Below are 26798 nucleotides of genomic sequence, written 5' to 3'. Positions count from 1 at the left end.
ATAAATCGCTGCGACGGAATACCGCGGCCCGAGGAGAGAAGCAAAATGGCCTTCGATCACACCAAATATGCCCCGTTCCCGCCGATCGACAAGGCGGATCGCCGCTGGCCGGCGCAGCGCACCACGGTTGCGCCGCGTTTCTGCGCGGTGGACCTGCGCGACGGCAACCAGGCGCTGGTGCACCCGATGAGCGTCGAGCAGAAGATGCGCTTCTTCGAGGTGCTGGTGGACATCGGCCTGACCGAGATCGAGATCGGCTTTCCTTCGGCGTCGCAGATCGACTACGACTTCACCCGCCGCCTGATCGAGGAGGATCGTATCCCCGAGGGCGTGTATATCCAGGTGCTGACCCAGGCGCGCGAGGATCTGATCCAGAAGACCTTCGCGGCGCTGGAGGGCGCACCGCGCGCGGTGGTGCACGTATACAACTCCACCAACCCGGCGCAGCGTGAGCAGGTCTTCCGCATGGACCGCGCCGGCATCCGCGGCATCGCCGAGAACGGCGCCCGCTGGGTGCGCGACTACGCGGCGAAGTACCCGCAGACGGACTGGATCTTCCAGTACTCGCCGGAGAGCTTCTCCACCACCGAGCTGGACTACGCGGTCGAGGTCGTGGATGCGGTGAACGCGATCTGGCGCCCGGATCAGGGCCAGAAGGTGGTGATCAACCTGCCGGCCACGGTCGAGTCGGCCACGCCCAACGTGTTCGCTGACCAGGTCGAGTGGTTCTGCGACCATGTGCAGCACCGCGAGCATTTCTGCGTGTCGCTGCATACGCACAACGACCGTGGCACCGGCGTGGCCGCGGCCGAGCTGGGCCTGCTGGCCGGGGCCGACCGCCTGGAAGGCACGCTGTTCGGCAATGGCGAGCGCACCGGCAACATGGACCTGGTCACCGTGGGCATGAACCTGTACTCGCAGGGCATCGACCCGACCATCGACCTGTCCGACATGGAACGGCTGATCGACGTGTACAAGGAGTGCACCGACATGCCCGTCCATCCGCGCCATCCGTGGGCGGGCGAGCTGGTCTACACCGCGTTCTCCGGCAGCCACCAGGATGCGATCCGCAAGGGCCTGGCGCACTACAAGGAGAAGGGCGGCCACTGGAACGTGCCCTACCTGCCGATCGACCCGAGCGATCTGGGCCGGCGCTACGAAGAGGTCGTGCGTATCAACAGCCAGTCCGGCAAGGGCGGGGTGTCCCACGTGCTGGAGCGCGATTACGGCATCGAGCTGCCGCGCTGGCTGGCGATCGAGTTCGCCCGCATCGTGCAAAAGGATGCCGAGGCCACGCAGGTCGAGGTCTCCTCGAAGCGCATCCACGAGCTGTTCGAGCAGCACTACCTGACGCCGGTCGCCGGCTGGGATCTGGTGCGCTACGAGATCGAGAAGGAAGGCCCGGTGGTACGGCTGGACGCGACCATGGGCCCGCCCGGGCGCGAGTCGCGCCTCAAGGGCGAGGGCCACGGTGCGGTCGAGGCCCTGACCGCCGCGATGAAGGCCGACAGGGGTGTGGAGGTCAAGGTAAGCCACTTTGACGAGCACGCGATGGAGTCCGGCACCGAGGCGCGCGCCATGGCCGCGGTGGACGTGCAGGTCGACGGCGAGCGCTCCGTCGGCGTCGCCCTGGGCGAGGACACCACAGCCGCCACGTTGCAGGCCGTACTCAACGCCACCGGCCGCCGCCTGGGCGAACCCGCCGCCGAACCGGCCGCCGCCAACGCCTGATCTCATGGGACCCCCGGGGGCCATTATGGCCCCCCTGTGGGAGCGTGCTCGCACGCGAACCGTGCGCGCGGCGTCCCCCGTCGGCCGCTACTTCACCCGCTTCTCCAGCATGCTCTGCATGCGGATGAGGCGTTCCTGAAGCTTGACCGTCTCCTGCTGCAGCTCGTGGATCTCCGAGTGCAGCGCCTTGTTCTCCTCGTGCACGCTGTCGTGGATCATCTGCTGTTCGATCTCGATCGCGCGATCATGCATGCGCTGCATCGCGTCCACGATGATCGCGATGAACAGGTTCAGCACGGTAAACGTGGCGATCAGGATGAAGGGCACGAAGAAGGCCCAGGCCCAGGGGTAGACCTCCATCACCGGGCGGGCGATGTCCTCCGACCAGCCCTCCAGCGTCATGACCTGGAACAGGCTGTACATCGTGGCGCCGAGTGTCCCGAACTTCTGAGGGAAGGACTCGCTGAAGAGCCCCGTGGCGATGATCGCGAACACATAGAAGATCAGCACCAGCAATCCCAGAATCGAGATGATCCCGGGGATGGCCCGCAACAGGGCCTCCACGATAAAGCGCAACTTCGGCACCATCGATACCAGGCGCAACAGGCGCAGCACGCGCAGCACCGAGAACGGCCCGGAGGCCGGGATCAGCGCGATCCCCACCACGAAGAAGTCGAACACATTCCACGGGTTGCGCCAGAAGCTCAGGCGATAGACGAACAGCTTCGCCAGCACCTCGGCCGTGAAGATCGACAGGATGACGGTGTCCGCCGCGAGGATTACCGGGCCCATCCAGCCCATCACGGTATCGGACGTCTCCAGTCCCAGTGTCACTGCATTCAGCAGGATTAGCGCGATGATCGCGCGCTGGGTCAGGCGCGCCTCGATGAACTGGCCGAGACGGCCGCGCAGCGTGGTGGGCTCGCTCATGATGCTTGGTTGCCTGGTATCGATTACGAATGGAACATCCCTGAACGACTCGCGGATTAAGACCCGCATCGCCGCCTATGGGAAGGCGCAAGAGAGTAGGCGAAAGCCGAATCAGCGGCAATTCCCCTGAGGCGCCGTAGCCAGACAACGAGCGGTAAACGCGCGATGTTGCGAGGAGCCAGGCACGGCACATATCGCTGGGCGCATACTCATAATCGCGAAATAAAACAATCGTTACTCTCTTGGAGAAAGTACCGCTCAGTGGTTATATGCGGCCGCTCGGCGAAAAACCGGAATAACGTCTAGAAATCAGTAATCGATGTGCTACTTTTAACCGCGAAGGCAGGGACGCCTTCACTAGAGCCGCCCAGGAACGGAAGCCCGGGTGGCTCTTTCTTTTTGTATCTCTCCATCGTGACCAGCCAGCATGACCCGTAGGGTACGAAGAGCCACGCGAATCGCACCAAAATTGGCGGATATCCCATCTGCGCGTAACGCATCAAGCGGCCTGGCGAACGAAAAGCGACCGGGCCGCGGATATGCCCCGCAGATAACGGCATTGCCGTTGCGCGGCCAGTTCCACCATCTGCTTGGGTGCGCCTATGGCCGAGCCGAATGCCTTTAAAAGGTGACAGGATTGCTGGATGAAGGCCTCTGCATTCATACCCAGTTGGTCCAGCAGGCGAGGGCGGTGGGCTGGGATCCGTCCCCGCTTCGCTGGATGTACACACCGCCCCAGTGTATCGGTCAGCTCCAGATAATCCTCGAACGCAAACGGGATGGCCGGCTCGAACTGGCCGGTCGCATCGAAGGGCATCAGTGGCGCGCGGGGAAGCGAGCGTAGCTCACGTTCAGGGCGAAGTTCGTTCGGGTTCCTGCTGGAGTGCTTTTGGCATGAGGATTCGGCTGGCGGTTCGTTACCCGAATGGTCTTCTGTCTCGGGCTGCATACGTCGTTGTAGCGAGGTGTGGTCACTCTGTTCCAACGTCTCTGCCATGCCGGCCCGGACCGGGTTCAGGTCCACGTAGCTCATGGCCGCCAGCACGGCCGCGTCATCCAGAAGGGCCTGACTCTTGAAGCGCCCCTCCCAGAATCGTCCCTTGACGCCTTCCTCCTCGTTGGCCTGTCGGGCGATGGATTCATTCAGCACGCGCATGAACCACGACAGATCAGCCAGTCGGTTCCGATAGGTTTGGGCGTACTCCTCCACCCGCCGTAACTGTGCGTGGCACATCGCCTTCCGTCGCGGCGACAGATACTGCCTGACCAGTTCGGGGCCAGAGAACAGGCGCGTCCAGCGCTGCAGGACGGACTCGGTACCCAGCGACGCTGCGCGTTCAGGGTCCAGTCGTACCACCACATGGTAGTGATTGCTCATGACGGCATAGGCAGCCACATCGATGGTGAAGATCGCGGCCAGTTCCAGGATCCGCGTCTCGATCCATTCGCGGCGATGCTCGAAGTTTTGTCCCGACACGCGATCCTCGCCGCAGAGAAAGGCGCGCCGAACGCAGCGTGAAACGACGTGATACCAAGGCGTGTCCTCGATGGACACGAGGGACGAGCGGGGTTGGGTCATTGTGGACTCCTTCCATGGAATCAGATGCTTCGGAACTTAGATGCGCTCAGCCGCGATAGCAAGGCCTTTCCCTCACAAAGTGGGTGTCCAACAGATGCTCTTGCTCTGATGCTCTTGGGCGCGACCGCAAGGGATCCCCTCAGAAAGTGGGTGTCCTAAAGGGGGTGTCCTACGATGCCGCAGTTTATTCCATCCAAAAGTACCGCCTATGGCGCAAAAACGACCGTTCAGTGGCCTCTTCGGTGTGCAGCTGGAAATCCACGAGGCTCGTGCTAGATTGTGCCCTGGGGCAAGGAAGCCCCTAAAGGGTCGTCCGGGAAGGGAATCCGCGGGCGGCCCTTTTGCGTTCTGTGCCCCGGCAATATCTGGTCACAAGCCTGGAACCCCTGGGAGCACCGCAAAGCGGTGTCGTCGTAGTCTCGGTGCCCCGCGAGCGATCGTCTCTGATCATTTCCTGAAGGAGTTGCATCCAGTAGCCATCCCGGAAAGGGGGGTGTCCCGCAGATGCAAGCTGTGTCGCTGGTGTCGGCGAATCGGGCTTATGACAACTGGGAGGAAAGTGGGTGTCCCACAGGTCCCGCGACGAAGTGGGTGTCCCACAGATCCGACGAAGTGGGTGTCCCACAGATCCGACAGATCGTTGAAAAAGAAAAAGCCCCGGCGCAAGGCCGGGGCTCTAGTGCTAAGTGGGTGTACCTACGTACCTACCCATCCCAGCAAAAGGTCTGACATAATTGTGGACTTTAGCTCCCTTCCGGGCGGCAGGCAGTCGGGAGGAACCTAGTGTCAAGGCCATCGCATTCCCAGCGACGAATCTGGTTTTCGGCTGCGTTCAGGATCGCCTCAAGCGTCATCGTTTCACCGCTATGAACGCCAGAGTCAAACTCAATGGAAATGATTCCTGGACCAGTAAGGGACGCGTCCCCTGCGCCAAAATAGTTGCCTTCAAGTTCAGCCAGAGTGGAATCGATTTCCGCATCGTCTTCATCATCTGGTAGCTCGCCGTTCTCGGAGAGATAGACGCCGATATCAGCACGTATGCCAGACGTTGCGCTAAACGCTTCAGACGCCTGCGCACGCCCCGTATAATCCTGATAAGCCGGCAGCGCAATCGCCGCCAAAATCCCGATAATCGCAACCACGATCATCAGCTCGATAAGCGTAAAACCCTGTTGGGTAGTTTTCTTCTGCATCTTGTTACTCCCTGGTGTGTGACGGAAGACGGAGCGCCGCCCAGCGGCATCCGTCCTAGCCGATGCAAGGCGGGTGCCAACTCGTCCAATTTCGCGAAAAGCCCTGTAGCCAGGCGGGTTTGGCCCGCCTGGTACCCCGAGTATGACGGGTTTGGTCACTCTGTGACAGGGCGCATGTGACCATTTTTGTCATGTGAACTGACGCACATTGTCACTATTGGGGACTTGCGCGCTGTTGTGTTGGCTGGGTCGCCCCTGGGCTTCGGCTGGGGGCGGAGATCCCGGTTCTTCGCTGCGGCCGGGATGACGGGGTCCGGGGTTGCGTTTGGAGATGGCCACGGCCCCTGTGGGGCCTCGCCATGACGGGGTGGGGGCGTGGTGTTGCCCTCGCGGCTGCTAACCGATTTGTAGGGTGCGTTGAGCCTGGCGAAACGCACCATTCCCGCGGCGGGGGTAATCCTGATGCGATTCGCTGCGCTCATCGGCATCCTACGGGGGCCGATGAGCGTATCCGTTGGGTGTCAGAGGCCGAGCATGGCGACGGCGACGCCGAAGTAGATCAGGATGCCGACGATGTCGATTACGGAGGTGATCAGCGGGGCGCTGGCCACGGCCGGGTCGATGCCGAAGCGGGTCAGGGCGAACGGCAGGAGCATGCCGAACAGCGAGCCGAAGACGATCACGAAGAACATGCCCAGGGCGATGGCGTTGGCGACCTCGACGGTGCCCAGCCAGTTGCCGGAGACCCAGATGGCGGCGGCGAGGGTGACACCCAGTGCGGTGGCGACCAGGACCTCCTTGCCGCCGAGGCGCCACCAGTCGCGTAGCTGTATGTCGTTCACCGCGAGTGATCGCACGACCAGTGTGGCGGCCTGGGCCCCGGCGTTGCCGCCGGAGGCGATGACCATGGGCAGGAAGAAGACCAGCGCGACGACGGCTTCGATCGCGGCCTCGTAGTAGCCGATGGCGATGCCGGCGAAGATATTGACCGCGACCAGGATCAGCAGCCAGCCGATGCGCTTGCGGTAGAGCAGGCTCATGCTGGCGTCGCGCAGGGAGAGCACCATGTCGCCGACCGCCGCCATGCGGTGGAAGTCCTCGGTGGTCTCCGCGCGCAGGACGTCCATCACGTCGTCGACGGTGATGATGCCGAGCAGGTGGCCGTTGTCGTCGACCACGGGGAGGACGTCGAGGTCGTAATGCCCGATGCGGTGGGCCGCCTCTTCGCGGTCTTCCTCGGCAGCGATGCTGACGACATCGGTGTGCATGCGTTCGCGCACGCTGGTCGTCGGGCGCGATAGCAGCAGTTCCTTCAGGCGCACCCAGCCCAGCAGTTCGCCCTCCGGCGTGGTCACGAAGATGGTGTTCACCGTCTCCGCCAGTTCGTGGTGTTCGCGCAGGTGGTCCATCGCCTCGCCCACAGACCAGTCTGGCTGCACCGTGGCGTATTCGGGCGTCATCAGGCGCCCGGCGCTTTCCTCCGGATAGCCGAGCAGGGTCTCCAGCGCCTCCTGGTCGTCGTCCGGCATGGTCTCGAGCAGGGATTCGGCGTGGTCGTCGTGCAGGCCTTCCAGGACCGAGGCGGCGTCGTCGTAGGACAGGGCCGACATCAGCTGGCTGGCATGGTCCTCGTCGAGCGCGTGCAGCACGCGCGTCTGGTGGTCGGGCTCCAGGTGCGCGTAGACATCGGCGGTGCAGGACACGTCGAGACGCCGGAAGAAGTCCAGCATCCGGTCCTCCGGCAGCGCCTCCAGCGCGTCCGACAGGTCGGCGCCCGCATGGGCGTCGCAAAGCCCCTGGAGCGCGTCTTCCGTGGGCTGGTCCAGCGCGGTCTTGAGCGTTTGCGGCAGGGTCTGGATGTCGTCGTCGGTCGGGCTCATCGGTCAGTCCCCTACGGAGTCGCCAGGCCGAGCATCGCCACGGCCAGGGAGAAATAGATCATGATGCCGCCGAGGTCCGCGATGGCGGTGATCAGCGGCACGCTGGCGGTCGCCGGGTCCAGCTTCAGACGGCTGAGGATGAACGGCAGCAGCATGCCGACCATGCTGGCGAACGCGACGATCAGCGTCATCGCGATCGCCACCAGCAGGGCGATATCGGCCCCGCCGCGCCACAGGCCGAGGACCGATACGGCCAGACCCATGGTCACGCCGATCCCGACGGCCACGCCGAGTTCCTTGCCCCACAGCCGCAGCCAGTCCTTGGACGTGACCTCGCCGGTGGCCAGGGCGCGCACCATCAGGGTGGCGCTCTGGGCGCCCGCGTTGCCGCCCGAGTCGATGATCAGCGGCAGGAAGAACACCAGCACCACCAGCGCCTCGATGGCCTCCTCGTACTGCGAGATCATCAGCGCGCCGATGGTGTTGAACGCGACCAGACCGATCAGCCAGCCCACGCGCTTGCGATACAGGAGAAAGGGGCTCGCATCTTGTGGCGAGAGCGGGAGCGTTCCGACCGCCCCGATCTTGTGGAAGTCCTCGGTGGATTCGGCCTCCAGCACGTCCATTACGTCGTCGACCGTGATCACCCCCAGCAGCTCGCCGGTCTCGCCGACCACAGGCAGGGTTTCCAGGTCGTAGTGCTGGATCTTGCGCGCGGCCTCGACGGCAGTGGCGGAGACCGGGATGGTGATGGGATCGGATTCGCCCAGCAGCTCGCGCACGGGGCTGTCCGCCGAGGCGCGCAGGAAGTGCCGGATCGGCACGGCCGCGAGCAGCACGCGGTCCTGATCGACCACGAAGATCACGTTGTTTGAATGTTCGTCCGCGTTGCGGCGGATGAAGGCCAGCGCGCGCTTGAGCGTCCAGTCGGGGTCTACCGCGACGACGTCCGGGGACATCACGCGACCGGCAGAGTCCTCCGGGTAGTTGAGCTGCTTGAGGGCGCGGCGGATGGCCCGGAACGGCAGCAGCCGCAGGTAGCCGCGCAGGGTCTCCGGGTCCAGGGTCTGAAGCAGGCCGGTGAGGTCGTCCGCCTCCATCTCGGAGAGGATGAAGCGGGCGTCGTCCTTCGGCGAGGCCTCGAGAAGCCGGATCTGGTGCGGGGTGTCGAGGTAGGAGAAGACATCCGCCTTGCGCCCGGGCTCCAGCAGGTTGAACACCGCGCACAGGTCGTCGTCGCCCAGTTCCATCAGCGCATGCGCGATATCCTGTACGCGCATGTAATCGAGCAACTCCTGGAGGCCGTCGCGGTCGTCCAGACGCAGCAGCTCCTTCAGCTCGATGATGGATTGTTCCAGATGCAAATCCATGCCCTTACTCCCGGCTGCCATCCGCGGGCCCGGGGGCTGGATACACAGCCTCACAAGGCGCCGCATGGATGCGGTGTCTTCGTCCGGTCGGGATCGGGCTGGGGCCCGGCCGCTCCCGGCACTCTAGTACTTAGAGGCCCAGCGGGAAGCGTCCGGTTCGGGAAGAAGGCGCTTACCGCGAGGCGCAGATAGATCGACTGCGTGATCGGCGTTTCAAGGCGCGTTCCCGTGTGTGGAGATACCGGTATTCTAACGGATGTCGGGCCGCAATCAACCGCTTGGGGGCTGTTTTGAAACATTCCTCTCCTGTCAGGGGTCTGTCTCGGCAGGATGCGGGTTGCACGTTGCAGCGATGTGAATGGGTACATGGAACAGCCGTTCCGACACGATTCGACCGGCCAGGCAGGAGCCATCCGATGACAGAGCGAAACGATCCCGGGGCAAGCGTGCTGGCGATGCATGGCGTGGCCTTCGGCTATCCCGGCGAGGGGCGCGTACTGCATGACGTGGAGCTGGCGCTGGCTCGCGGCGAGCGTGTGGCGATCGTCGGCGAGAGTGGCTCCGGCAAATCCACGCTGTTGCACCTGGCGGCCGGGCTGGAGCCCGCCGACGCCGGCACGGTGGAACTGGCCGGTCAGGCGCTGGCGGGGCTGGACGAGGCGGCGCGTACGCGGCTGCGCCGCGCGCAGGTCGGGATCGTGTTCCAGTCGTTTCATCTGATCCCGACGCTTACTGCGCTGGAGAACGTGATGCTGCCGCTGGAACTGGCAACGGAACTCGATGCCGCGCAGCGCCGTGAGCGGGCCGGGGCGCAACTGGCGGCCGTGGGGCTCGCGGACAAGGGCGGGCGCGAGCCGGAGCAGCTCTCCGGGGGCGAGCAGCAGCGCGTGGCGATCGCACGGGCGCTGGTGCACCGGCCGGCGCTGATCCTGGCCGACGAGCCGACCGGCAACCTCGACTCGCGCACCGGCGAGGCGGTGTTCGGCCTGCTGCTGGAGCAGGTGCGCGCGACCGGCTGCGCGTTGTTGCTGGTTACGCATAGCGATGACCTGGCCGGGCGTCTGGACCGAGTGCTGCGTATGCAGGACGGTCATTTGCAGGATCTCGCCGCGGAAGCCTCGGCGACGTGAGCTCGCTGCTGGTAAAGGCCTGGCTGCGCGATTGGCGCAGGCGCCCCCTGCAGCGGCTGCTGACGCTGGTGGGGGTGGTGATCGCCGTGGCCGTGGTGCTGGCGGTGGACCTGGCCAACCAGTCGGCGCAGCGCGCGTTCGACCGTTCGATGGACGAGGTGGCGGGCACGGCCACTCACCAGATTCTGGGGCCGGCCCAGGGTTTCGACGAGACACATTACCGTGATCTGCGGCTGGCCGGCTGGCGCGATACCGCGCCGATCGTGGAGGGGCCCGCGCGGCTGCCGGACGGGCGCACGATCTATGTGCTGGGCGTCGACCCGCTGGCCGAGGGCCCGTTCCGCGGGGCGGCCTCGGATATCGGGGATGCCCCGGTACAGCGGCTGGTCACCGAGCCGGGGACGATCCTGCCGCCGAGTGGCTGGTGGGCGGGTTCCGGGATGGCGCATGAGGACCGCCTGGCGCTCGAGACCGCTGCCGGGCGCTTCGAGGTTACGCTGCTCGAACGCGAGGCGGAGCGCGATGAACCGGCGTCCAACCCGGCAGAGGAGGGCGGTTCGCTGTGGGTCGCGGACATCGCCACCGCGCAGACACTGCTAGGCCGGCCAGGACGGCTCGATCGCATCGACGTGCGTCTCGATGACGCCGAGATCGACGCCTTTGCGGAGCGGTTGCCGGATGGCCTGGAACTCGTTCCAGTGGCGGCGCGGGACCAGGCCTCGCGCGAGCTGGCACAGGCCTTTCGCATCAACCTGACGGCGATGAGCCTGCTGGCGCTGCTGATTGCCGCCTTCCTGATCTACAACACCCAGACCTTCGCGGTACTGCGCAGGCGCGAGGTGCTGGCGAGCCTGCGCCTGGTGGGGGCCGATCGGCGGGCGCTGTTCGGCGTGGTGATGCTGGAGGCCTTGCTGGTCGGTGTGATCGGCACGCTGCTGGGTGTGCTGGTCGGGATGGGCCTGGCGCAGGTGCTGGTTGGCCAGGTCGCGCAGACGGTCACGGATCATTTCTTTGTGGTGGCGGTGACCGAGGTGACGCCGCGCCCGCTGGCGCTGCTGGCGGTGATCGCGCTGGGGGTGGGGCTGTCGCTGCTGGCGGCGCTGGCCCCAGCCTGGGACGCGGCACGGGCGGCCAGCCCTGGCAGCCTTGGGCGCGGGCGGCTGGAACGCCGGGCACGGCGGGGTCTGCGCGGCCTGGCCTTGGCGGCGGTCGTGCTGCTCGCGGCGGGTGGCGTGATGCTGCTGCTCGGTACCGGCGGGCTGGTGGGCAGCTTCGTCGCGCTGTTTCTGCTGATTACCGGCTTTGTGCTGGTGCTGCCGCTGGTGCTGGCCGGGGTGCTGCGCGGTCTGGCGCGGCTGGGTCGCGGGCAGACACTCCCGCGCATCGGGGTGCGCAGTCTGGAGCGGAGTCTGTCGCGCAGCGCGCCGGCCACATCGGCGCTGACGCTGGCCCTGGCGGCCGCGATCAGCGTGTCGGTAATGGTCGGGAGCTTCCGCGACAGCGTGGAACAGTGGCTGGGCCAGGCGCTGACGTCGGATCTGTACGTGGTGCCGGCGGCCCCGGCCGCGGCGCGCAGCGGAGCGCGCCTGCCCGCGGACTGGAGGGACACGCTCGCCCGGATCGCGGATGCGGAGTCGGTCAGTACCGGCTCCAGCCAGGACACGCCGAGTGATGCCGGGATGATCGATCTCTACGTGGTCGAGCCGCATCCGGTCTGGCTGGACTACCTGCCACTGCTGCGGGCCGAGGGGACGGGCGAAGAACTCGACCGGCGTCTGCGCGAGACTGATGCGGTGCTGGTCACTGAACCCTTTGCCGCCCATCACGACGTGGGTGTGGGTGATCGGCTGGATATCCGTGTGGATGACGGGCGGCGGATGTTCGAGGTGGCGGGCGTATATCGCGACTACGGCAGCCCGCAGGGCACGGTGCTGATGCTGGGCGAGCGGTTCTACGCGGGCACGGCCGGCGCCGATGAGGTGGGGTCGTTTGGGCTGCGCCTGCCCGACGGCGCGGATGCCGACGCGGTGATCGAGCGCCTGGAGGCCTGGCTGGCCGAGCGCGAGACGGCGGCCATGGTCACGCGCCCCGGGGATATTGAGCAGGAGTCGATGGCGATCTTCGACCGTACCTTTGCGATTACGCATCTGCTGCGGGTGATCACGCTGCTGGTCGCGTTCATCGCGATCCTCGGGGCGTTGATGGCCCTGCAGATGGAGCGCGCGCGCGAGTTCGCCACGCTGCGCAGCCTGGGCCTGCTGCCCGGCGGGGTGCGCGGGCTGGTGGTGTTTCAGGGCGCGGTGCTGGGCGCTTTCGCCGCGCTGGCCGCGATACCACTGGGTCTGGGCATGGGCTGGCTGCTGATCGAGGTGATCAACCGCGAGGCCTTCGGCTGGGGCATGGACCTGCGCTGGCCAGGCCGCGAAATCGCCGAGACCGTCGCCCTGGGCGTGGGGGCCGCGCTGCTGGCGGCGCTGATCCCGGCCTGGCGCATGGCGCGCATGCGGCTGGTGCCCGCGTTGCGAGAGGTACCATGATGGTCGGGTTGCGGCTTGTGGAAATGGGTTTTGTGGGAGCGGGCTCTGTGGGAGCGGGCTTGCCCGCGAAGCCCCTGCCCGCGCTAGGCTCTGGCAAGGCCCTTTCGCGGGCAAGCCCGCTCCCACAGGTGCTCCTGCAGATGTTTCCCCAGAAGATTCTGCGTCTGTTGGTGCTGGTTGGGCTCGTGGTGCTGCTGGCGGCCTGTGGCGGGGCGGAGCCGCCGGATGCGCGCGAGGCCGAGGTGTCGGGGCTGCGGGTGGGCGAGGCCCTGGGCGGGGAGGAGACGGAGGGGTTCCGGCGTGCGGATGCGCCGCGGGTGTTCGAGTTTCCGCGTGACCACGGGCCGCACCCGGGGTTTCGCAACGAGTGGTGGTATGTGACCGGCAATCTCGACGGGCCGGAGGACGAGCGGCTGGGCTTTCACATCACCTTCTTCCGCGTCGGGCTGGCGCCGGAGCTGGCGGGGGATGCGCGCTGGCACGACTCGGCCTGGGCCAGCCCTGATATCTGGATGGCGCATACGGCGGTGATCGACCGCGAGGCCGGGCACCATGCCTCCGAGGAGCGCTTCGTGCGCGACGGGGCGGGGCTGGCGGGTGCGTCCGATCCGGTCGGTCGGGTGTGGGCCGAGGACTGGCAGCTGGCGGATCTGGACCGGGATCGCTGGAAGCTGGACTTCAGCGTGCACGACTATCGGCTGGCGCTGGAACTGGAGCCCCTGCGCGGCCCGGTCCTCCAGGGCGAGGCGGGGCTCAGCCAGAAGGGCCCGGAGCCGGGCAACGCCTCCTATTACTACTCCATGCCCCGTATCGCGGTGCGCGGGGAGGTCGAGCGTGCGGAGCACGGGCGCCTGGCGGTGACCGGTCAGGCCTGGATGGACCGCGAGTGGAGCACCAGTGCGCTATCCGAGGATCAGGTGGGCTGGGACTGGTTCGCGCTGCAGTTCGACGACGGGCTGGACGTCATGTACTACCAGCTGCGCAAGGAGGACGGCGAGCCGCACCCGCTGTCCAAGGGCCGCTGGATGCCGGCGGATGCCGACGACCGGCTGCTGGAGCCCGACCAGGTCGAACTGGAGCCCCGGCGCTGGGCCACGCAGCCATCCGGCAATCGCTATCCGGTGGAATGGGCCATGCGCATCGCGCCGCCGGACGGCTCGGCCCCGCGCAAATTCACCGTGCGCGCCATCCGCGACGAACAGGAGATGGACACCGTGATCGGCTACTGGGAAGGCGCGGTGGACATCCTGGATAGCGAGGGGCAACCCGTCGGGCGCGGCTTTGTGGAACTGACAGGTTACGACGGCGAGTAGGCAGGGTGGCCGCGCGGGCCACCCTTCTTTTGGTTACCAGTCGAGCGGGTCGCTGGCGTGGTCGAGGTCGAAGTCGTCCTGCAAGTGGGCGCGAAGGGCGCGTTCTTCCATCATGCGTTCGAGGGTGCGGCGGGCGGCGTGTTTGTTCGGGCCGCGGTCGTTGACGAGCGGGTTCTCGAACAGGCCGGTGAGGTCTTCGGTGCTGTCGAAACCGGTATCGAGATTGAGGTCCATAGGGGTCTCCAGATATGCCGGCCGGGCCACCCCGGTACTGCGGCATCAGGAAAGCCTTATATAGCGGCGACGCCCGCGCGCAAGCAGAAAATTCTTATGCCTGGTAGCGGTTTCCTTATCGTTGGCCAATGGCGTGAGCGCGGGGCAAAAAGTGCGAGGAATACCGAACTTGGGAGCGGCGCCTGGGTCCACCCAACAGACACGGGTTCGGGTCTGCCTGGCACGGGATGGACGGGCAGTCCGGGTTACCACAACGAGAGGCGAGGTATTCCATGCTGATTCGTACGCGGCGTCGTTCCGATCCTGCCCGCAGCGAAATCACCCCGAAGGCGATCTACCAGCGGCGGCGGGAATTCCTGCGCGTGGGTGTCGGGCTGGGTGCCGGCGTGGCCCTGGGCGGACTGGGAATGTCCGCCCCGGCGTCGGCCGCCCTGCGCGGCTTTGAGCTCGACTTCGAACCCGGCGATTTCTCTACCGACGAGTCGAAGACGCCCTATGACGAGGTAACCAGCTACAACAACTTCTTCGAGATGGGTCCGGGCAAGAGCGACCCCAAGACCTACGCCGACCAGTTGAAGACCGACCCGTGGACGGTCAAGGTGGACGGGCTGTGTGACAACCCGGGCGAGTACGCGGTGGAGGACTTTATCAGCCCCTGGTCGCTGGAGGAGCGGATCTACCGCATGCGCTGTGTCGAGGGCTGGTCCATGGTGATCCCGTGGATTGGCTTCGAGCTGAACCGCATCATCGAGAAGGCCGAGCCCCGGGGCGATGCCCGCTATGTGGCCTTCGAGAGCATTTATGACCCGGACAACCTGCGCGGCCAGCGGCGTCGGCCGGCCAGCTCTGGTGGCCTGCAGTGGCCCTATACCGAGGGCCTGCGCATGGACGAGGCGATGCACCCGCTGACCATCCTTGCCGTGGGGCTGTACGACGAGGTGCTGCCGAACCAGAACGGGGCGCCGATTCGCCTGGTCGTGCCCTGGAAGTACGGCTTCAAGAGCATCAAGTCCATCCAGCACATCCGCTTCGTCGAGGACGAGCCGCCGACCCTGTGGAATCAGGCACAGCCCGATGAATACGGCTTCTACAGCAACGTGAACCCGGACGTGGATCACCCGCGCTGGTCGCAGCGCACCGAGCGGCGCATCGGCGAGTTCCGCCGTCGGCGCACCGAGATGTTCAACGGGTATGGGGATGAAGTCGCCTCGATGTACGAGGGGATGGACCTGACCGAGTACTTCTGACGGGTTCGGCGTGGCGACGACCCGACGCCGCAAAGGACAGCCCCCGCGAGGCATCTGGACGGGCGTGCTGCTGCTCTCGCTTGTGCCCGCGGTCTGGATCGGTCTGCGCGCGCTCGGATGGTTCGACGGGCTGGGGGCGAACCCGATCGAGAAGCTGCTGGAGCTCTCCGGCACGCACGCGATGATCGCGCTGCTGATCGCGCTGGCCGTGACCCCGCTGCGGCAGATGACGGGGCTGGCCTGGGTCACTCGACTACGCCGGATGCTGGGCCTGGTGGCGTTCGGCTATGTTACCGCGCATGCCTTGATCTGGCTGGGGCTGGACCTGTTCTTCGACTGGGAACTGGTGCTCTACGACCTGACCGAGCGCCCGTTCGTGATGGTCGGCTTTGCCGCTTGGGTGATCCTGCTCGCCCTGGCGGTGACCTCCACCGACGGGGCGCAGCGCAGGCTTCGGAAGAAATGGGTCTGGCTGCACCGCGGGGTGTACGTGGCCGGGGTGCTGGCGATCCTGCATTTTCTCTGGCTGGCGCGGGCCGACTATGGCGAGGTCGCGGTGTACGCCGCGATCCTGGCCTTCCTGCTCGGCTGGCGGGTGGTCTATTCCTGGATCTCGGCGCGAAGGGTGCGGGCACGCAGGGCCGCCACAGCTTCCTGAACCACGAGGGGCGGGGCCATCTGGCGCGCCGCGGTGCTATAATACGCAGGATTTGCGGGCCGCGTGTCCGCCCCATTCCGACCGGAACCACATCATGCACGAGATCGAGACCCTGGAAGGCGAGTTCACGGATGCCGCCAACCATCGCTACGGCCTGCTGCTGGCGCGTTTCAACAGCCTGATCGTCGAGCGCCTGCTGGAAGGCGCGGTCGACACCCTGAAGCGCCACGGCGTGGCGGAGAAAAACCTGACCATCGCCCGTGTGCCCGGCGCCTACGAGCTGCCGCTGGCGGCGCAGGCGATGGCGCGTTCCGGCCGGTATGACGCGGTGATCGCACTGGGCTGCGTGATCCGGGGCTCGACCCCGCACTTTGACTATGTCGCGGGCGAGGCCGCCAAGGGCCTGGCCCAGGTGCAGATGGCCGAGGACCTGCCGATCAGCTTTGGCGTGCTGACGACCGACTCCATCGAGCAGGCGATCGAACGCGCTGGCACCAAGGCCGGCAACAAGGGCGCGGATGCCGCAATGGGCGCGATCGAGATGGTCAGCCTGATGCGCAAGCTGCGCGCCGACTCCTAAGGGAAACACTGATCCATGGACACACTCGCGTTGACACCCCAGGTTTTCCGAGATAAGGCGCGTCGTGCAGCGGGTAGTGGTTCTACCCGCAAGCGGCGCAACGCAAGATCGGGGAACCTGGGGTGCCAACCCCGAAGGGGCTCGGCCGCTTTTGCGTGGGAACTGCCTTGCGGCTCCCTTGTGCAGAACAACTGCACGGCAGTCACCGCGCCTTGTTCGCACGCAAAAGCGACTCGAGCGCGAGCGTGTCCATGGATCAGTGTTTCCCTAAGCGAGTGGGTGCCGTACACGCCGTGAGTGAATCGCATAACCCATCGCAGCCCGCAGGCAAGAAGCCGCGCCAGGGCGGGCGGGGCAAACGCCCGCACAGTACGCCCGAGCAGCGTGCCCGCCACGCGCGTTCGGTTGCGCGGCGTCGTGCCATGCAGGCCCTGTATTCCTGGCAGATGACGGCGGCCGAGCCCAAGGACATCCTGGCCGAGTTTCGCGACGACGAGGAGCACGCCAAGGCGGATGCCGAGTACTTCCGCGAGATCCTGATCGGCGTGACTCGAAACCGCGAGGCCCTGGATGCCCGCATGGAGCCGTATCTGGGCCGCCCGCTGGACCAGCTCGACCCGGTCGAGCGGGCCCTGCTGTGGCTCGGACAATGGGAGCTCGCCGAGCGCATCGACGTGCCCTATCGGGTGGTGATCAACGAGGCGGTGGACCTGGCCAAGCGTTTCGGCGCCGAGCAGTCGCACCGCTACATCAACGGGGTGCTGGATCGGCTGTCCGCCGACCTGCGTGGCCCCGAGCGTTCCGCCCAGCGCTGATCCACATGGGCCGCCTCTCGCCATGACCGGTCCCGACTCCGAATTTGATCTCATCCGGCGCTATTTCGCCGAGCCGGCAAGGACCAGCCCGGACGTGCGCCTGGGCATTGGCGATGACGCGGCGCTGCTCGGGGTGCAGGCCGGCCACGAGCTGGTCGTCAGCGTGGATACCCTGGTCGAGGGCACGCACTACTTTCCCGATCACCCGCCGGCCAGCCTGGGGCACAAGGCCCTGGCCGCCAACCTCAGCGATCTCGCCGCGATGGGGGCCGATCCGCTTGGGACGGTCCTGTCCCTGACCCTGCCTTCCGTCGACCATGACTGGCTGGCGGCCTTCAGCCGCGGCTTTCTGACGCTGGCCGAACAGGCCTCGGTTCCGCTGGTCGGTGGCGATACGACCCGCGGCCCCGGGGCAATCAGCGTGACTGTGCTGGGTCAGGTCCCGGCCGGGCAGGCCTTGCGGCGCGCCGGGGCCCGTCCCGGGGACCGCCTGGTGGTCAGCGGCGCACTGGGTGGGGCGGCCGCTGGCCTTGCCTTTGAAAAGCAGCGCCGGGCGCAGGGCCAGCCGCCGGACGAGCAGTCTCCGGACTGCGCCCGCCTGTTCTGGCCGAATGCGCGCCTGGCGCTGGGACGCGGACTGCGCAATCGGGCGCGGGCGGTGATCGACATCTCGGACGGGCTGCTGGCCGATCTCGGCCATCTGGCCGCGGCATGCGGCTGCGGTGCCCGGGTCGACTGGTCGCGGGTGCCGGTCGATCCGTTGCTGGAAGGGCAGCCCGAGGAAATGGTTCGCGATTGCGTGCTCGCCGGTGGCGAGGACTACGAACTGCTGTTTGCCTTGCCGCCCACCGAGCCGCTGGAGCTGCTGAGCCTGAGCGTGCGCACCTCGCTGACCGTGATCGGCGAGTTCACCAGCGGCAGCGATATCGAGGTAGTGGATGCCGAAGGCGCGCGGCTGGACGTGGCGCGCAAGGGCCACGATCATTTCGCGGGCTAGCCAGAAACACAAAAAACAAAAGAACAAAGCCAAGGGACGTCATGGCCAGGAAGAAGACCGGCGCCGGTGCGGCGCCCGCCCACAGCGCAAAGCCGAAGATGCCGTCGGCGAAGACGGTGTTCACCGATCCGATCAATCTGCTGGCCTTCGGGTTCGGGAGTGGTCTGTCGCGCTGGGCACCGGGGACGACCGGATCGCTTGGGGCGCTGGTGCTCTACTTCGCGATCATGAACTTCCCGGAGTGGGCCTATCTGGCCGTCACCGTGCTCGTGGTGATGGCCGGGTTCCACATCTGCGGGGAAAGTGCACGCCGTCTGGGCGTGCACGACCATCCCGGGATCGTCTGGGACGAATGGGCGGGGATGCTGATTACTCTGGCGTTCGCACCCGCGGGGCTTGTCTGGATCGTGATCGGGTTTTTGCTGTTCCGGCTGTTCGACATCCTCAAGCCGTGGCCGGCCAACTACTTCGATGCCAAGTGGAAGGACGGGCACGGGATCATGATGGATGACGTGGTCGCGGGGCTTTACGCCGGGTTTGCGCTGGTGATTCTCGCGGCGTTGTTCCAGCAGTTCTTCGTGCAGTAGTCGGCTTTCGGTTGTTAAAGCCCTTTGATGGGATGAGCAACGCGAATCCCATCATCCCTGACGCCGGGTGAAAAGAGGCAGCTCGTGACGCCGCGCATTGGCCGCGATGAAGGTCCCGCGCCCGTCCTGTTCCACGTCCAGACCGGCGCGTTCGGTCGACTCCTCGCCCAGAATCGTGGCAAGAAACACCTCCAGCTCGCGGCCGTCCACGCGCAGCCCGCCATACGGTCCGCCATCGGTGGTCGGATACCAGAAAAGGCGCGGCTGCCAGTTGCATCCCTGGATCTTCGGATGCTCGTAGAGCGCGATCAGGCGCTGTTCGAGGGTGTCGGTCATGGGAACCTCTGGCGGGTCAGGGGGACGAAAAATGTACCGCCTCGAATATCGGCGGCCGTCCATGGTGCCGGAAAAGGCGCTACTGTAGAGCAAACCGTTCCCCGCGTCAGAGGACCCGACGTATGGCGATTGACTGGAAGCAATACGATCCCAAACCTTTCTTCGATGAACTGATTGCCAAGCCTGGCAAGCCGCGCAAGCCGGCCAAACCCCTGACCGATTACCTCAGCAGCCTGGACGACGCCGAGATCCAGAGCCGCAAGACCGCGGCCGACAGCGCGATCCTGGAAATGGGCATCAGTTTCACGGTCTATACCGAAGGCGAGAACATCGACCGCGCCTGGCCGTTCGACATCATCCCGCGGGTGATCACCAAAACCGAATGGGAGCGGGTGTCGGAGGGACTGGAGCAGCGCCTGACCGCGCTCAACATGTTCATCAACGACATCTACAACAAGCAGCAGATCTTCAAAGACAAGATCATCCCGCGCTATGTACTGAAGCAGTCGAAGAACTTTCGCGAGCAGTGCGTCGGTATTACGCCGCCGCACGGTGTCTGGGCGCATATCTGCGGCACCGACCTGGTGCGCGACGGCAAGGGCGACTTCTATGTGCTGGAGGACAACCTGCGTGTGCCCTCCGGCGTGTCCTACATGCTGGAGAACCGGCAGGTCACCAAGCGCGTGTTCCCGGAGCTGTTCGAGAACTCGAGCATCCTCCCGGTGGACGAGTATCCGACCCAGCTGTTCGACATGCTGGCCTCGATCTCGCCGCGCCCGCAGGACTACCCGGAGATCGCCGTACTGACCCCGGGGATCTACAACTCGGCCTATTTCGAGCACTCCTTTCTGGCCCAGCGCATGGGCGCGGAGCTGGTCGAGGGGGCGGACCTGGTGGTCTGCGACGACGACTGTGTGTACATGCGCACCATCGACGGTCTGGAGCGGGTCGATGTGATCTATCGCCGGATCGACGACGAATTCATCGACCCGGAGGTGTTCAATCCCGAGTCGATGCTGGGCGTGCCCGGCCTGATGCGGGCCTGGCGCAAGGGCAATGTCGGGCTGGCCAACGCCCCCGGGGCCGGGGTGGCCGACGACAAGGTGATGTACGCCTTCGTACCCGAGGTGATCCGCTACTACCTCGACGAGGAGCCGATCCTGCCCAATGTGCCGACCTACCTGTGCGTGAACGAGAAGGACCGCGAGTACGTGCTCGATCACCTGGACGAGCTGGTGGTCAAGCCGGCCAACGAGTCCGGGGGCTACGGGATGCTGGTTGGCCCGCACGCCACCAAGAAGCAGCGCGCGGAGTTTGCCCAGTTGATCCAGAAGGACCCGCGTAACTACATCGCCCAGCCAACCCTGGACCTGTCCGTTGCGCCGACCCTGTGCGGCGACGACATCGAGCCGCGCCACCTGGATCTGCGACCGTTCATCCTGCAGGGCGTGCGCACGGACGTCACCGCGGGCGGGCTGACCCGCGTCGCGATGCGCAAGGGCTCATTGGTGGTGAATTCCTCGCAGGGCGGGGGCAGTAAAGACACCTGGATCGTGGACGAGGAGAACTGAGATGCTCTCGAGAGTCGCGGAACGCGTGTACTGGATGGCGCGTTATGTGGAGCGGGCGGAGAACACCGCGCGCATGGTCACGGCCTTCCATCTGCTGGCGCTGGATATGCCGAAGTCGGTGCAGCTCTCCTGGAAGGGCCTGGTCGAGGTGACCGGGAACGACGAGCTGTTCGACAACCACTACCAGCGCGAGGACGAACGCAACTGCGTGAAGTTTCTGCTGGCCGACGCCGACAACCCCAGCTCGGTGCTCAACTCCCTGCGCTCGGCGCGCGAGAACGTGCGCACCACCCGGGACCTGGTGCCATCCGAGGCCTGGGAGGTGATGAACGAGCTGTACCTGTTCGCGCGTGACGAGATCGACCAGGGCATCGGCAAGCGCGGGCGCTTCGAATTCCTGTCGAGCATCATCCAGCGCTGCCAGACGCTCACGGGCTTGCTGGCGGGGACGATGAGCCACGACGCGGCCTATGACTTCATCCGTCTCGGGCGCAATCTGGAGCGCGCGGATATGGGCACGCGCCAGGTGGATGTGGGCGCGCTGAAGCTCCTGAAGAAGGACCACGACGACCCGGAGCCCTACGAGGGCCTGCTGTGGACCAGCATCCTGCGCTCCGAGAGTGGCTTTCAGATGTACCGTCAGCACGTGAAACGGCGGATCAATGGCGTGGACGTAGTGCGTTTCCTGCTGCAGGACAGCGCCTTCCCGCGCTCGGTCACGCACGCCCTGACGCAGGTGCAGGACGCGCTGGAAAGCCTGCCGAACAACGAAGTCCCACTACGGCTGGTGATTCAGGCCCGACGCCACGCGATGAATGCCAGCGTGGACGAGCTGCTGGCCGAGGACGGGCTGCACGACTTTGTCGACCGGCTGCAGCAGGATATCGCGGATATCCACGGCGCCAACGCCGAGACCTGGTTCCTGGCCGCCCCTGCACAAGCCGCGTAACCCGCCCCTCTGGGAGCTTGCTTGCAAGCGAACGCCCCTGCCAGCGTTCGGCACGGGCAGGGGCTTCGCCGGCAAGCCGGCTCCTACGGCGCCGTGGTCAGCGGCGGGGCTTTTTGGGCTTGCTGGTGCTTGCCTTGGTGGTGCCGGTCTTGGCGCCGACGGTTTTGGCGGACCCGCGGCTGACCCGCGTCCCGCGCTGCTTGCGTCCGTGGGTGCCTTCCCAATCGAAGCGGGGGAGGTCGGTGAAGGCCTTCTTGATGTTCTCGTCCCAGGCCTGCGTCAGGGAGCGCAGATACTCGTCGTCGGCCTCCATGCACAGGTAGTGGTCGAAGGCGAGGGTGCCGCGTTCGTAGACGAGGACCTCGATCGGCGGGCCGACGGTCAGGTTGGAGCGGATGGTGGAGTCGATCGACACCAGGGCACAGCGGGCCGCATCGCCGAGCCCGGTGTCGTGCTCGATGATGCGATCGAGGATCGGCTTGCCGTACTTGCTCTCGCCGATCTGCAGAAACCGCGTCTGTTGCGACGTGGTGATGTAATTGCCCTGGGGGTAGATCAGGTAGACGCCGGGGGCGTCCTCCCCGATCTGGCCGCCGATGATCAGGGTCGCATCGGCCTGCATGCCGGAGCGGGACAGGGCCTCGGAGTGTTTCTCGGTCTCCTCGCGATTCAGGCGACCCAGGTACTCGGCGGCGTCCGACATGCGCTCCACGGTCGCCAGGCTCTCCTCGGCGTTGTCCTCCATGTCGCGCTTGAGCCGGTGCACCACGGCCTGCGTGGTGGCCAGGTTGCCGGCGGTCAGCACGACGAACATGCGCTGACCCTCGACCTCGAAGGTGTGCATCTTGCTGTAGGTGCTGACCTGGTCGACACCGGCATTGGTGCGCGAGTCGGAGGCGAACACGAGGCCGTCGTCCAGATCGATGGCGACACAGTAGGTCATGCGGGAGCGGGATTCCGGGCTGGGGAGAACGGAATACTAGGGCCGAGATGGGGGGGCGTCAACGATCGGGTACGGCGAACCTCAGGCGGTACGGTTGGTCTGAACCGTTTGCATGTCGGGTGGGAAACGTGAGGGCATAACGCATGTGGCGCATGGCTTTTATTCTGATTGCGAGTCTGCTCGTACCGGCGTTGGGCCATGCCGATGCCGAGTTGGCTCCCGAGGCGCTGATCGAGCGCATGCAGCAGGGTGGGCTGGTGATCTACTGGCGCCACGCGGCGACGGACCGCAGTTTCCGTGATCGGGATCTTTCCGACATGAGCCGCTGCGATTTGCAGCGCAACCTCAATGATCAGGGCAAGGACGAGGCGCGCAAGGTGGGCGAGGGCTTCGAGCGCCATGCGATCCCCGTGGAGTCGATCCTGAGTTCGGCGTTTTGCCGCAACGTGGATACCGCCCGCATCGCCTTTGGCGAGGACGCCTACGAGATCCGCGAGGACCTGTTCAACGTGCCGCCGGTACGCGATCGCGAGCGTCAGGACGAACTGGTGCGCGCATTGCAACGTTATCTGAATACGCGCGCGGAAGATGCCAGCCAGAACGTCGTGATCGTCGGGCACAACATAAACCTGCAGCGGGCGGCCCGGGTGCAGATCGACGAGGGCGAGATCGCGGTGTTCGAGCCCGGGGAGGAACGCCCGCGGCTACTGGGGGTTCTGACGCCCGACGACTTCTGATCCAGCCCGCACGAGCGCGCCCTCGATATTTCGTCTACGCACTAAGTATTGGATAGACGAAGCATGGGGAGCAGAGGCGATGGCGAGGCGGGTGTTCGGGTTCCTTGGGGCGCTGCTGATCGTCCTCGTCCCCGTGGGGCTTGGGGCCGATGAGCTGAGTGCGGAGCAATTGATCGAACGCCTGCAGGGCGGCGGGCTGGTCGTGTTCTGGCGCCATGCGGAGACCGACCGCTCGCACGATGACTACGACATCAGCGACATGGATGACTGCGCGGGGCAGCGCAATCTCAGCACCCTTGGTCGCAACCACGCCCGACGAGTAGGCGATGGCTTCCGCGCGCTGGAGATCCCGGTCGAGCAAGTGCTGGCCAGTCCCTTCTGCCGGAACTGGGAGACCGCGGCGCTGGCCTTCGAGGACTACGAGATCCGCTATGACCTCTTCAACCTCCCCTGGGTGCGGGACGAGGAACGCCGTGCGCATCTGATCGATGGTCTAGCGCGCCACCTCCATACGCCCCCGGCGGATCCGTCTTCCAACATCGTGGTGGTGGGCCACGACCTGAACCTGCGCCAGGCGGTCGATCTGGAAATCCAGGAGGCCGAACTGGCGATCTTCGTGCCCGCACACGACGGCCCCAAACTCCTCGGGGTTCTTGCCCCGAGCGACTTCCCCGAGCCGGATGCCGACCGCATTGCGCCGGTCCCCGGGACCCCCGAACGCGAGGCATCCGATCCGCACTAGGGAAACAGTCATTCAACCAACGCCTCCCTCATCACGCCTCCCCGGGACGGCCCGGATACAATGGCTGTTTTGGGGAGAATCCGCATGCGTCCTTGCAGGGGTGTTGGTCTGGCAGGGCTGTTGCTGGGGTTATGGATCGCGGGTCCGGCATTCGCGGCCTGCCCGGAGGGCAGTGCCCACGAGGGCGAGGCCCTCGCAGCCGCCTGGCAGGACCTGGAGCCCGTAGCTCGGGTCAAGCCGGAGGACATGGCCGATGCCCTGTGCATTCAGCGCGCCATGGTGACGGAGCTGGATGTGGTGGTGGGGCCGCATGTGGGGTGGAAGGTCGGGCTGACCTCCGAGACCGTGCAGGAACGCTTCGGCGCCGATGCCCCGGTGGCGGGCCCCATGCTGGCCGGGATGATCTGGCCGTCAGAGCTCCCGGTCGCGCGGGATTTCGGCGCGCGCCCCATGGTCGAGGCCGATCTGGCCGTTCGCGTGGCGGACCCGGCCATCATGCAGGCATCGGACCATGCCGAGGTGCTCGCGGCCATCGACTGGGTGCTGCCATTCATTGAGCTCGTGGATCTGATGGTCGCGGACCCCGCGACCCTGGATGCCCGGAGCATTACCGCGATCAACGTGGGCGCGCGGGGAGGTGTCCTTGGCGAGCCGGTGCCCGTGACCCCGGAGATGGCTGAGACGCTGGCCGCGATGACGGTGGTCATCGAGAACGAAGATGGCGAGGTGCTGGGCGAGTATCCGGGTAGCGCCATCCTCGGACACCCACTGGACGCCGTCCTCTGGCTGGTGGATGAACTGGCGGCCCGCGGCGAGTCCCTAGAGGCCGGCGAACTGCTGAGCCTGGGGAGCTTCGGGCCCTTGTTTGCGGTGGATGAACACGACGCCTTTCGGGTGCGTTACGAGGGCCTGGTCCCGGACCATGTCCCGGAAGTCGAAGTGAGGTTCGAGTAAAAAGTGGCCCGAGCAAAAAACAAGGACCCGCGCTGGGCGGGCCCTTGTCGAGCAAGGTCGGTGAGCTAGTAGAGGAAGTCCGGCAGGTGGCTGCGCAGGGCGGCCGGGTCCTGGATCTTGGAGACGTTCTTGGCAATCTGGGCGGTGACGATCTGTGCGACCTGCGGGTCCAGTAGTTCGCGCAGGGCCCCCAGGAATTGTGGCGCGGCGAGGATCACCAGCCGCTGGTAACTGCCGCTGTGATAGCCCCCCCTGAGACGGTCGGCGACTTCGCGGGCGAAACGGTTGCGTTCGTTGACACTTGGGTCGGTGGTCTCCTGCATGGCGTGGCGGCCGTCACCTCCGGCGCTGCTCCAGCTGCGGCCGGGGCGGTCGGTGACCAGCTCCCGGGGATGTACGCGGGACTCGGTGTGCGTCAGGGTCTCGATTTCGTGCAGACCCTGGCAGGCACGACCTTCACAACTGAGGATGCGCGCGCGGGCGGCATCGGCCACAACGATCCATACGGTATCCATACAGTGCCTCCTGTTGGACAGACGTGAATGCCCCGAAGGGCGAAATGGACACGCAATCCACGAGCGGGCCCGGTACTGCCATCGGGTCCGCGCGGGATGTTGCATCCTTTCTTCCTGAGTGTAGATCGTTGTGGCTGAGTTTCCTGGTTCCAGGGGCATCGAATCGGCCCCTTTGATCTGTGTCACAGGACGTATGAATAAAGGAGAGGCGGGGGTGAACTTCACGATGGAACGTGGCACGGGCCTTGAGCCGCATCTGGAGGCCATTGCGCGTCTGCGTATCGAGGTCTTTCGCGAGTGGCCCTACCTGTACGAAGGCTCCGTCGAGTACGAGCGGGACTACCTGGCCGACTATGTCCGATGTCCGCAAAGCGCGGTGGTGCTCGCCTGGGATGGCGACGAACTGGTGGGCGCGTCGACCTCGCTGCCGCTGGCGGCGGCCGACGCCGATTTTCAGGCCCCTTTTGTCCAGAACGGACTGGACCCCGAGCGCTATTTCTATCTCGCGGAGTCGGTCCTGCGGCGTTCTTGTCGGGGGCAGGGGGCCGGCCATCGCTTTTTTGATGCCCGCGAGGCCGCGGCGCGCGAGTCGGGCTATACGCAGGCGACCTTCTGCGCCGTCATCCGCCCGGACGATCATCCGGCACGCCCGGCGGGCTATCGCCCGCTGGACGGCTTCTGGCGCAAGCGTGGCTACGAACCCGCCGAAGGGCTCGTATGCCATTACCACTGGCCGGATCTGGGCGAGGAAGAGGAGACCTGGAAGCCGCTCCAGTTCTGGTGGCGGTCCCTGTAAGCAAATCCTCGGGAAGCCTGCCCCGCAGGCCTTACTTCGAGTCGTCGTCCCGGTTCAGCAGGTCGGCGAGCCCGGCGAAGGGGTTGTGGGTCGCCGTGGTGCCGGCGCTCTTGCCGTTGCCGGGAGTCGCGTCGGTATAGCGTTGGTGTTCGTTGTCGTGGCAGTACAGGCACAGCAGTTCCCAGTTGCTGCCATCGGGCGGGTTGTTGTCGTGGTTGTGGTCGCGGTGGTGGACCGTCAGCTCCTGCAGGTTGGTTCGCGTGAATTCCCGCCCGCAGCGCCCGCAGACCCACGGGTACATCTTGAGCGCCTGTTCGCGATAGCCCTGCTCGCGTTCCGCACGCGAGCGATGACTTTGCGCGACCAGCGCGTCCAGCCGTTCGGAAGACCCCTTGCCCTTTTGTCCCATCGTGCCTCCGGCCACTCTCTGGAAGTACGGGTGGCTGTCCCCACGATAAAACAGCGTGGTCCGTC

The 26798-nt window shown here is 65.8% G+C and carries 26 protein-coding genes; 16 read left to right on the top strand and 10 right to left on the bottom strand.

Going from position 1 to position 26798, the window contains the following annotated elements; all coding sequences use genetic code 11:
- Nucleotides 1-45: 45 nt before the first annotated feature.
- Nucleotides 46-1731: a 2-isopropylmalate synthase gene (locus F579_RS0105400; protein WP_019025139.1), complete on the top strand. Its 1686-nt coding sequence runs from the start codon at nucleotides 46-48 to the stop codon at nucleotides 1729-1731.
- 87 nt (nucleotides 1732-1818) lie between these two features.
- Here the strand turns inward: F579_RS0105400 and F579_RS0105395 are convergent, their stop codons facing one another.
- The 5 genes from F579_RS0105395 to mgtE (F579_RS0105375) form a co-directional block, all read right to left on the bottom strand.
- Nucleotides 1819-2661, bottom strand: a complete 843-nt coding sequence (locus F579_RS0105395; RefSeq protein ID WP_019025138.1) for an ion transporter — start codon at nucleotides 2659-2661, stop codon at nucleotides 1819-1821.
- A gap of 499 nt (nucleotides 2662-3160) precedes the next feature.
- The gene (locus tag F579_RS0105390; protein ID WP_019025137.1) at nucleotides 3161-4240 is read right to left on the bottom strand and encodes a transposase; all 1080 of its coding nucleotides are present in this window, start codon (nucleotides 4238-4240) and stop codon (nucleotides 3161-3163) included.
- 743 nt (nucleotides 4241-4983) lie between these two features.
- Complete coding sequence (locus F579_RS0105385; RefSeq protein WP_019025136.1) at nucleotides 4984-5433, bottom strand: pilin; 450 nt, start codon at nucleotides 5431-5433, stop codon at nucleotides 4984-4986.
- 521 nt (nucleotides 5434-5954) lie between these two features.
- Entirely contained in the window at nucleotides 5955-7313 is a 1359-nt protein-coding gene (gene mgtE, locus F579_RS0105380) for a magnesium transporter (protein WP_019025135.1), read from the bottom strand.
- Between the two features lie 11 nt (nucleotides 7314-7324).
- A complete protein-coding gene (gene mgtE / locus F579_RS0105375) occupies nucleotides 7325-8683 on the bottom strand; it encodes a magnesium transporter (protein WP_019025134.1) in 1359 nt (452 codons plus the stop codon).
- A gap of 416 nt (nucleotides 8684-9099) precedes the next feature.
- Between mgtE (F579_RS0105375) and F579_RS0105370 the strand changes: the two genes are divergently transcribed.
- From F579_RS0105370 to F579_RS0105360, 3 genes are all read left to right on the top strand, one after another.
- Entirely contained in the window at nucleotides 9100-9813 is a 714-nt protein-coding gene (locus F579_RS0105370) for an ABC transporter ATP-binding protein (protein WP_019025133.1), read from the top strand.
- The gene (locus tag F579_RS0105365) at nucleotides 9810-12350 is read left to right on the top strand and encodes an FtsX-like permease family protein (RefSeq protein WP_019025132.1); all 2541 of its coding nucleotides are present in this window, start codon (nucleotides 9810-9812) and stop codon (nucleotides 12348-12350) included. The genes F579_RS0105370 and F579_RS0105365 overlap by 4 nt, the downstream gene beginning before the upstream one ends.
- 140 nt (nucleotides 12351-12490) lie before the next feature.
- Nucleotides 12491-13663 (top strand): lipocalin-like domain-containing protein, encoded by a 1173-nt coding sequence (locus F579_RS0105360; RefSeq protein WP_196800389.1) that lies wholly within the window; start codon nucleotides 12491-12493, stop codon nucleotides 13661-13663.
- Nucleotides 13664-13696: 33 nt separating this feature from the next.
- On the opposite strand, the gene F579_RS0105355 is transcribed toward F579_RS0105360, so the two are convergent.
- On the bottom strand, nucleotides 13697-13897 hold the full coding sequence (locus tag F579_RS0105355; protein WP_019025130.1) for a PA3496 family putative envelope integrity protein: 201 nt from the start codon (nucleotides 13895-13897) through the stop codon (nucleotides 13697-13699).
- Between the two features lie 272 nt (nucleotides 13898-14169).
- On the opposite strand from F579_RS0105355, the gene msrP reads away from it, so the two are divergent.
- From msrP to F579_RS0105325, 6 genes are all read left to right on the top strand, one after another.
- Nucleotides 14170-15144 (top strand): protein-methionine-sulfoxide reductase catalytic subunit MsrP, encoded by a 975-nt coding sequence (gene msrP / locus F579_RS0105350; RefSeq protein ID WP_019025129.1) that lies wholly within the window; start codon nucleotides 14170-14172, stop codon nucleotides 15142-15144.
- Between the two features lie 64 nt (nucleotides 15145-15208).
- Nucleotides 15209-15802, top strand: a complete 594-nt coding sequence (locus F579_RS0105345) for a sulfite oxidase heme-binding subunit YedZ (protein WP_019025128.1) — start codon at nucleotides 15209-15211, stop codon at nucleotides 15800-15802.
- Nucleotides 15803-15896: 94 nt separating this feature from the next.
- Nucleotides 15897-16382 (top strand): 6,7-dimethyl-8-ribityllumazine synthase, encoded by a 486-nt coding sequence (gene ribE / locus F579_RS0105340; protein ID WP_018137920.1) that lies wholly within the window; start codon nucleotides 15897-15899, stop codon nucleotides 16380-16382.
- A 251-nt stretch (nucleotides 16383-16633) separates the two neighbouring features.
- Nucleotides 16634-17197 (top strand): transcription antitermination factor NusB, encoded by a 564-nt coding sequence (gene nusB, locus F579_RS0105335; RefSeq protein ID WP_081616898.1) that lies wholly within the window; start codon nucleotides 16634-16636, stop codon nucleotides 17195-17197.
- A gap of 22 nt (nucleotides 17198-17219) precedes the next feature.
- The gene (gene thiL, locus F579_RS0105330) at nucleotides 17220-18194 is read left to right on the top strand and encodes a thiamine-phosphate kinase (protein ID WP_019025126.1); all 975 of its coding nucleotides are present in this window, start codon (nucleotides 17220-17222) and stop codon (nucleotides 18192-18194) included.
- A gap of 41 nt (nucleotides 18195-18235) precedes the next feature.
- Nucleotides 18236-18781 (top strand): phosphatidylglycerophosphatase A, encoded by a 546-nt coding sequence (locus F579_RS0105325; protein ID WP_019025125.1) that lies wholly within the window; start codon nucleotides 18236-18238, stop codon nucleotides 18779-18781.
- 51 nt (nucleotides 18782-18832) lie between these two features.
- On the opposite strand, the gene F579_RS0105320 is transcribed toward F579_RS0105325, so the two are convergent.
- Nucleotides 18833-19117, bottom strand: a complete 285-nt coding sequence (locus F579_RS0105320; RefSeq protein ID WP_019025124.1) for a hypothetical protein — start codon at nucleotides 19115-19117, stop codon at nucleotides 18833-18835.
- Nucleotides 19118-19239: 122 nt separating this feature from the next.
- Here F579_RS0105320 and F579_RS0105315 point away from each other — a divergent pair, with 122 nt between their 5' ends.
- Nucleotides 19240-20688 (top strand): circularly permuted type 2 ATP-grasp protein, encoded by a 1449-nt coding sequence (locus tag F579_RS0105315; RefSeq protein WP_019025123.1) that lies wholly within the window; start codon nucleotides 19240-19242, stop codon nucleotides 20686-20688.
- A gap of 1 nt (nucleotide 20689) precedes the next feature.
- Nucleotides 20690-21637 carry an alpha-E domain-containing protein gene (locus tag F579_RS0105310; protein WP_019025122.1) on the top strand — a complete coding sequence of 316 codons (948 nt, stop codon included), beginning with the start codon at nucleotides 20690-20692 and terminating at the stop codon, nucleotides 21635-21637.
- A 97-nt stretch (nucleotides 21638-21734) separates the two neighbouring features.
- On the opposite strand, the gene F579_RS0105305 is transcribed toward F579_RS0105310, so the two are convergent.
- A complete protein-coding gene (locus tag F579_RS0105305) occupies nucleotides 21735-22580 on the bottom strand; it encodes a proteasome-type protease (RefSeq protein ID WP_019025121.1) in 846 nt (281 codons plus the stop codon).
- Nucleotides 22581-22723: 143 nt separating this feature from the next.
- Here F579_RS0105305 and F579_RS0105300 point away from each other — a divergent pair, with 143 nt between their 5' ends.
- From F579_RS0105300 to F579_RS0105290, 3 genes are all read left to right on the top strand, one after another.
- Nucleotides 22724-23317 (top strand): histidine phosphatase family protein, encoded by a 594-nt coding sequence (locus F579_RS0105300; RefSeq protein WP_019025120.1) that lies wholly within the window; start codon nucleotides 22724-22726, stop codon nucleotides 23315-23317.
- A 91-nt stretch (nucleotides 23318-23408) separates the two neighbouring features.
- Nucleotides 23409-24059 (top strand): histidine phosphatase family protein, encoded by a 651-nt coding sequence (locus tag F579_RS0105295; RefSeq protein WP_019025119.1) that lies wholly within the window; start codon nucleotides 23409-23411, stop codon nucleotides 24057-24059.
- A gap of 246 nt (nucleotides 24060-24305) precedes the next feature.
- Nucleotides 24306-25013: a 2-keto-4-pentenoate hydratase gene (locus F579_RS0105290; RefSeq protein ID WP_026301113.1), complete on the top strand. Its 708-nt coding sequence runs from the start codon at nucleotides 24306-24308 to the stop codon at nucleotides 25011-25013.
- A gap of 65 nt (nucleotides 25014-25078) precedes the next feature.
- On the opposite strand, the gene F579_RS0105285 is transcribed toward F579_RS0105290, so the two are convergent.
- Entirely contained in the window at nucleotides 25079-25528 is a 450-nt protein-coding gene (locus tag F579_RS0105285) for a host attachment protein (RefSeq protein ID WP_018995195.1), read from the bottom strand.
- A gap of 214 nt (nucleotides 25529-25742) precedes the next feature.
- On the opposite strand from F579_RS0105285, the gene F579_RS0105280 reads away from it, so the two are divergent.
- The gene (locus tag F579_RS0105280) at nucleotides 25743-26324 is read left to right on the top strand and encodes a GNAT family N-acetyltransferase (RefSeq protein ID WP_019025117.1); all 582 of its coding nucleotides are present in this window, start codon (nucleotides 25743-25745) and stop codon (nucleotides 26322-26324) included.
- A gap of 31 nt (nucleotides 26325-26355) precedes the next feature.
- Here the strand turns inward: F579_RS0105280 and F579_RS0105275 are convergent, their stop codons facing one another.
- A complete protein-coding gene (locus F579_RS0105275; RefSeq protein ID WP_019025116.1) occupies nucleotides 26356-26733 on the bottom strand; it encodes a YajD family HNH nuclease in 378 nt (125 codons plus the stop codon).
- Nucleotides 26734-26798 lie beyond the last annotated feature (65 nt).

It is taken from the genome of Thioalkalivibrio sp. ALJ21 (genome assembly GCF_000378605.1).
Lineage (GTDB): Bacteria > Pseudomonadota > Gammaproteobacteria > Ectothiorhodospirales > Ectothiorhodospiraceae > Thioalkalivibrio.
This window is presented reverse-complemented; position numbering and strand designations above follow the sequence as displayed.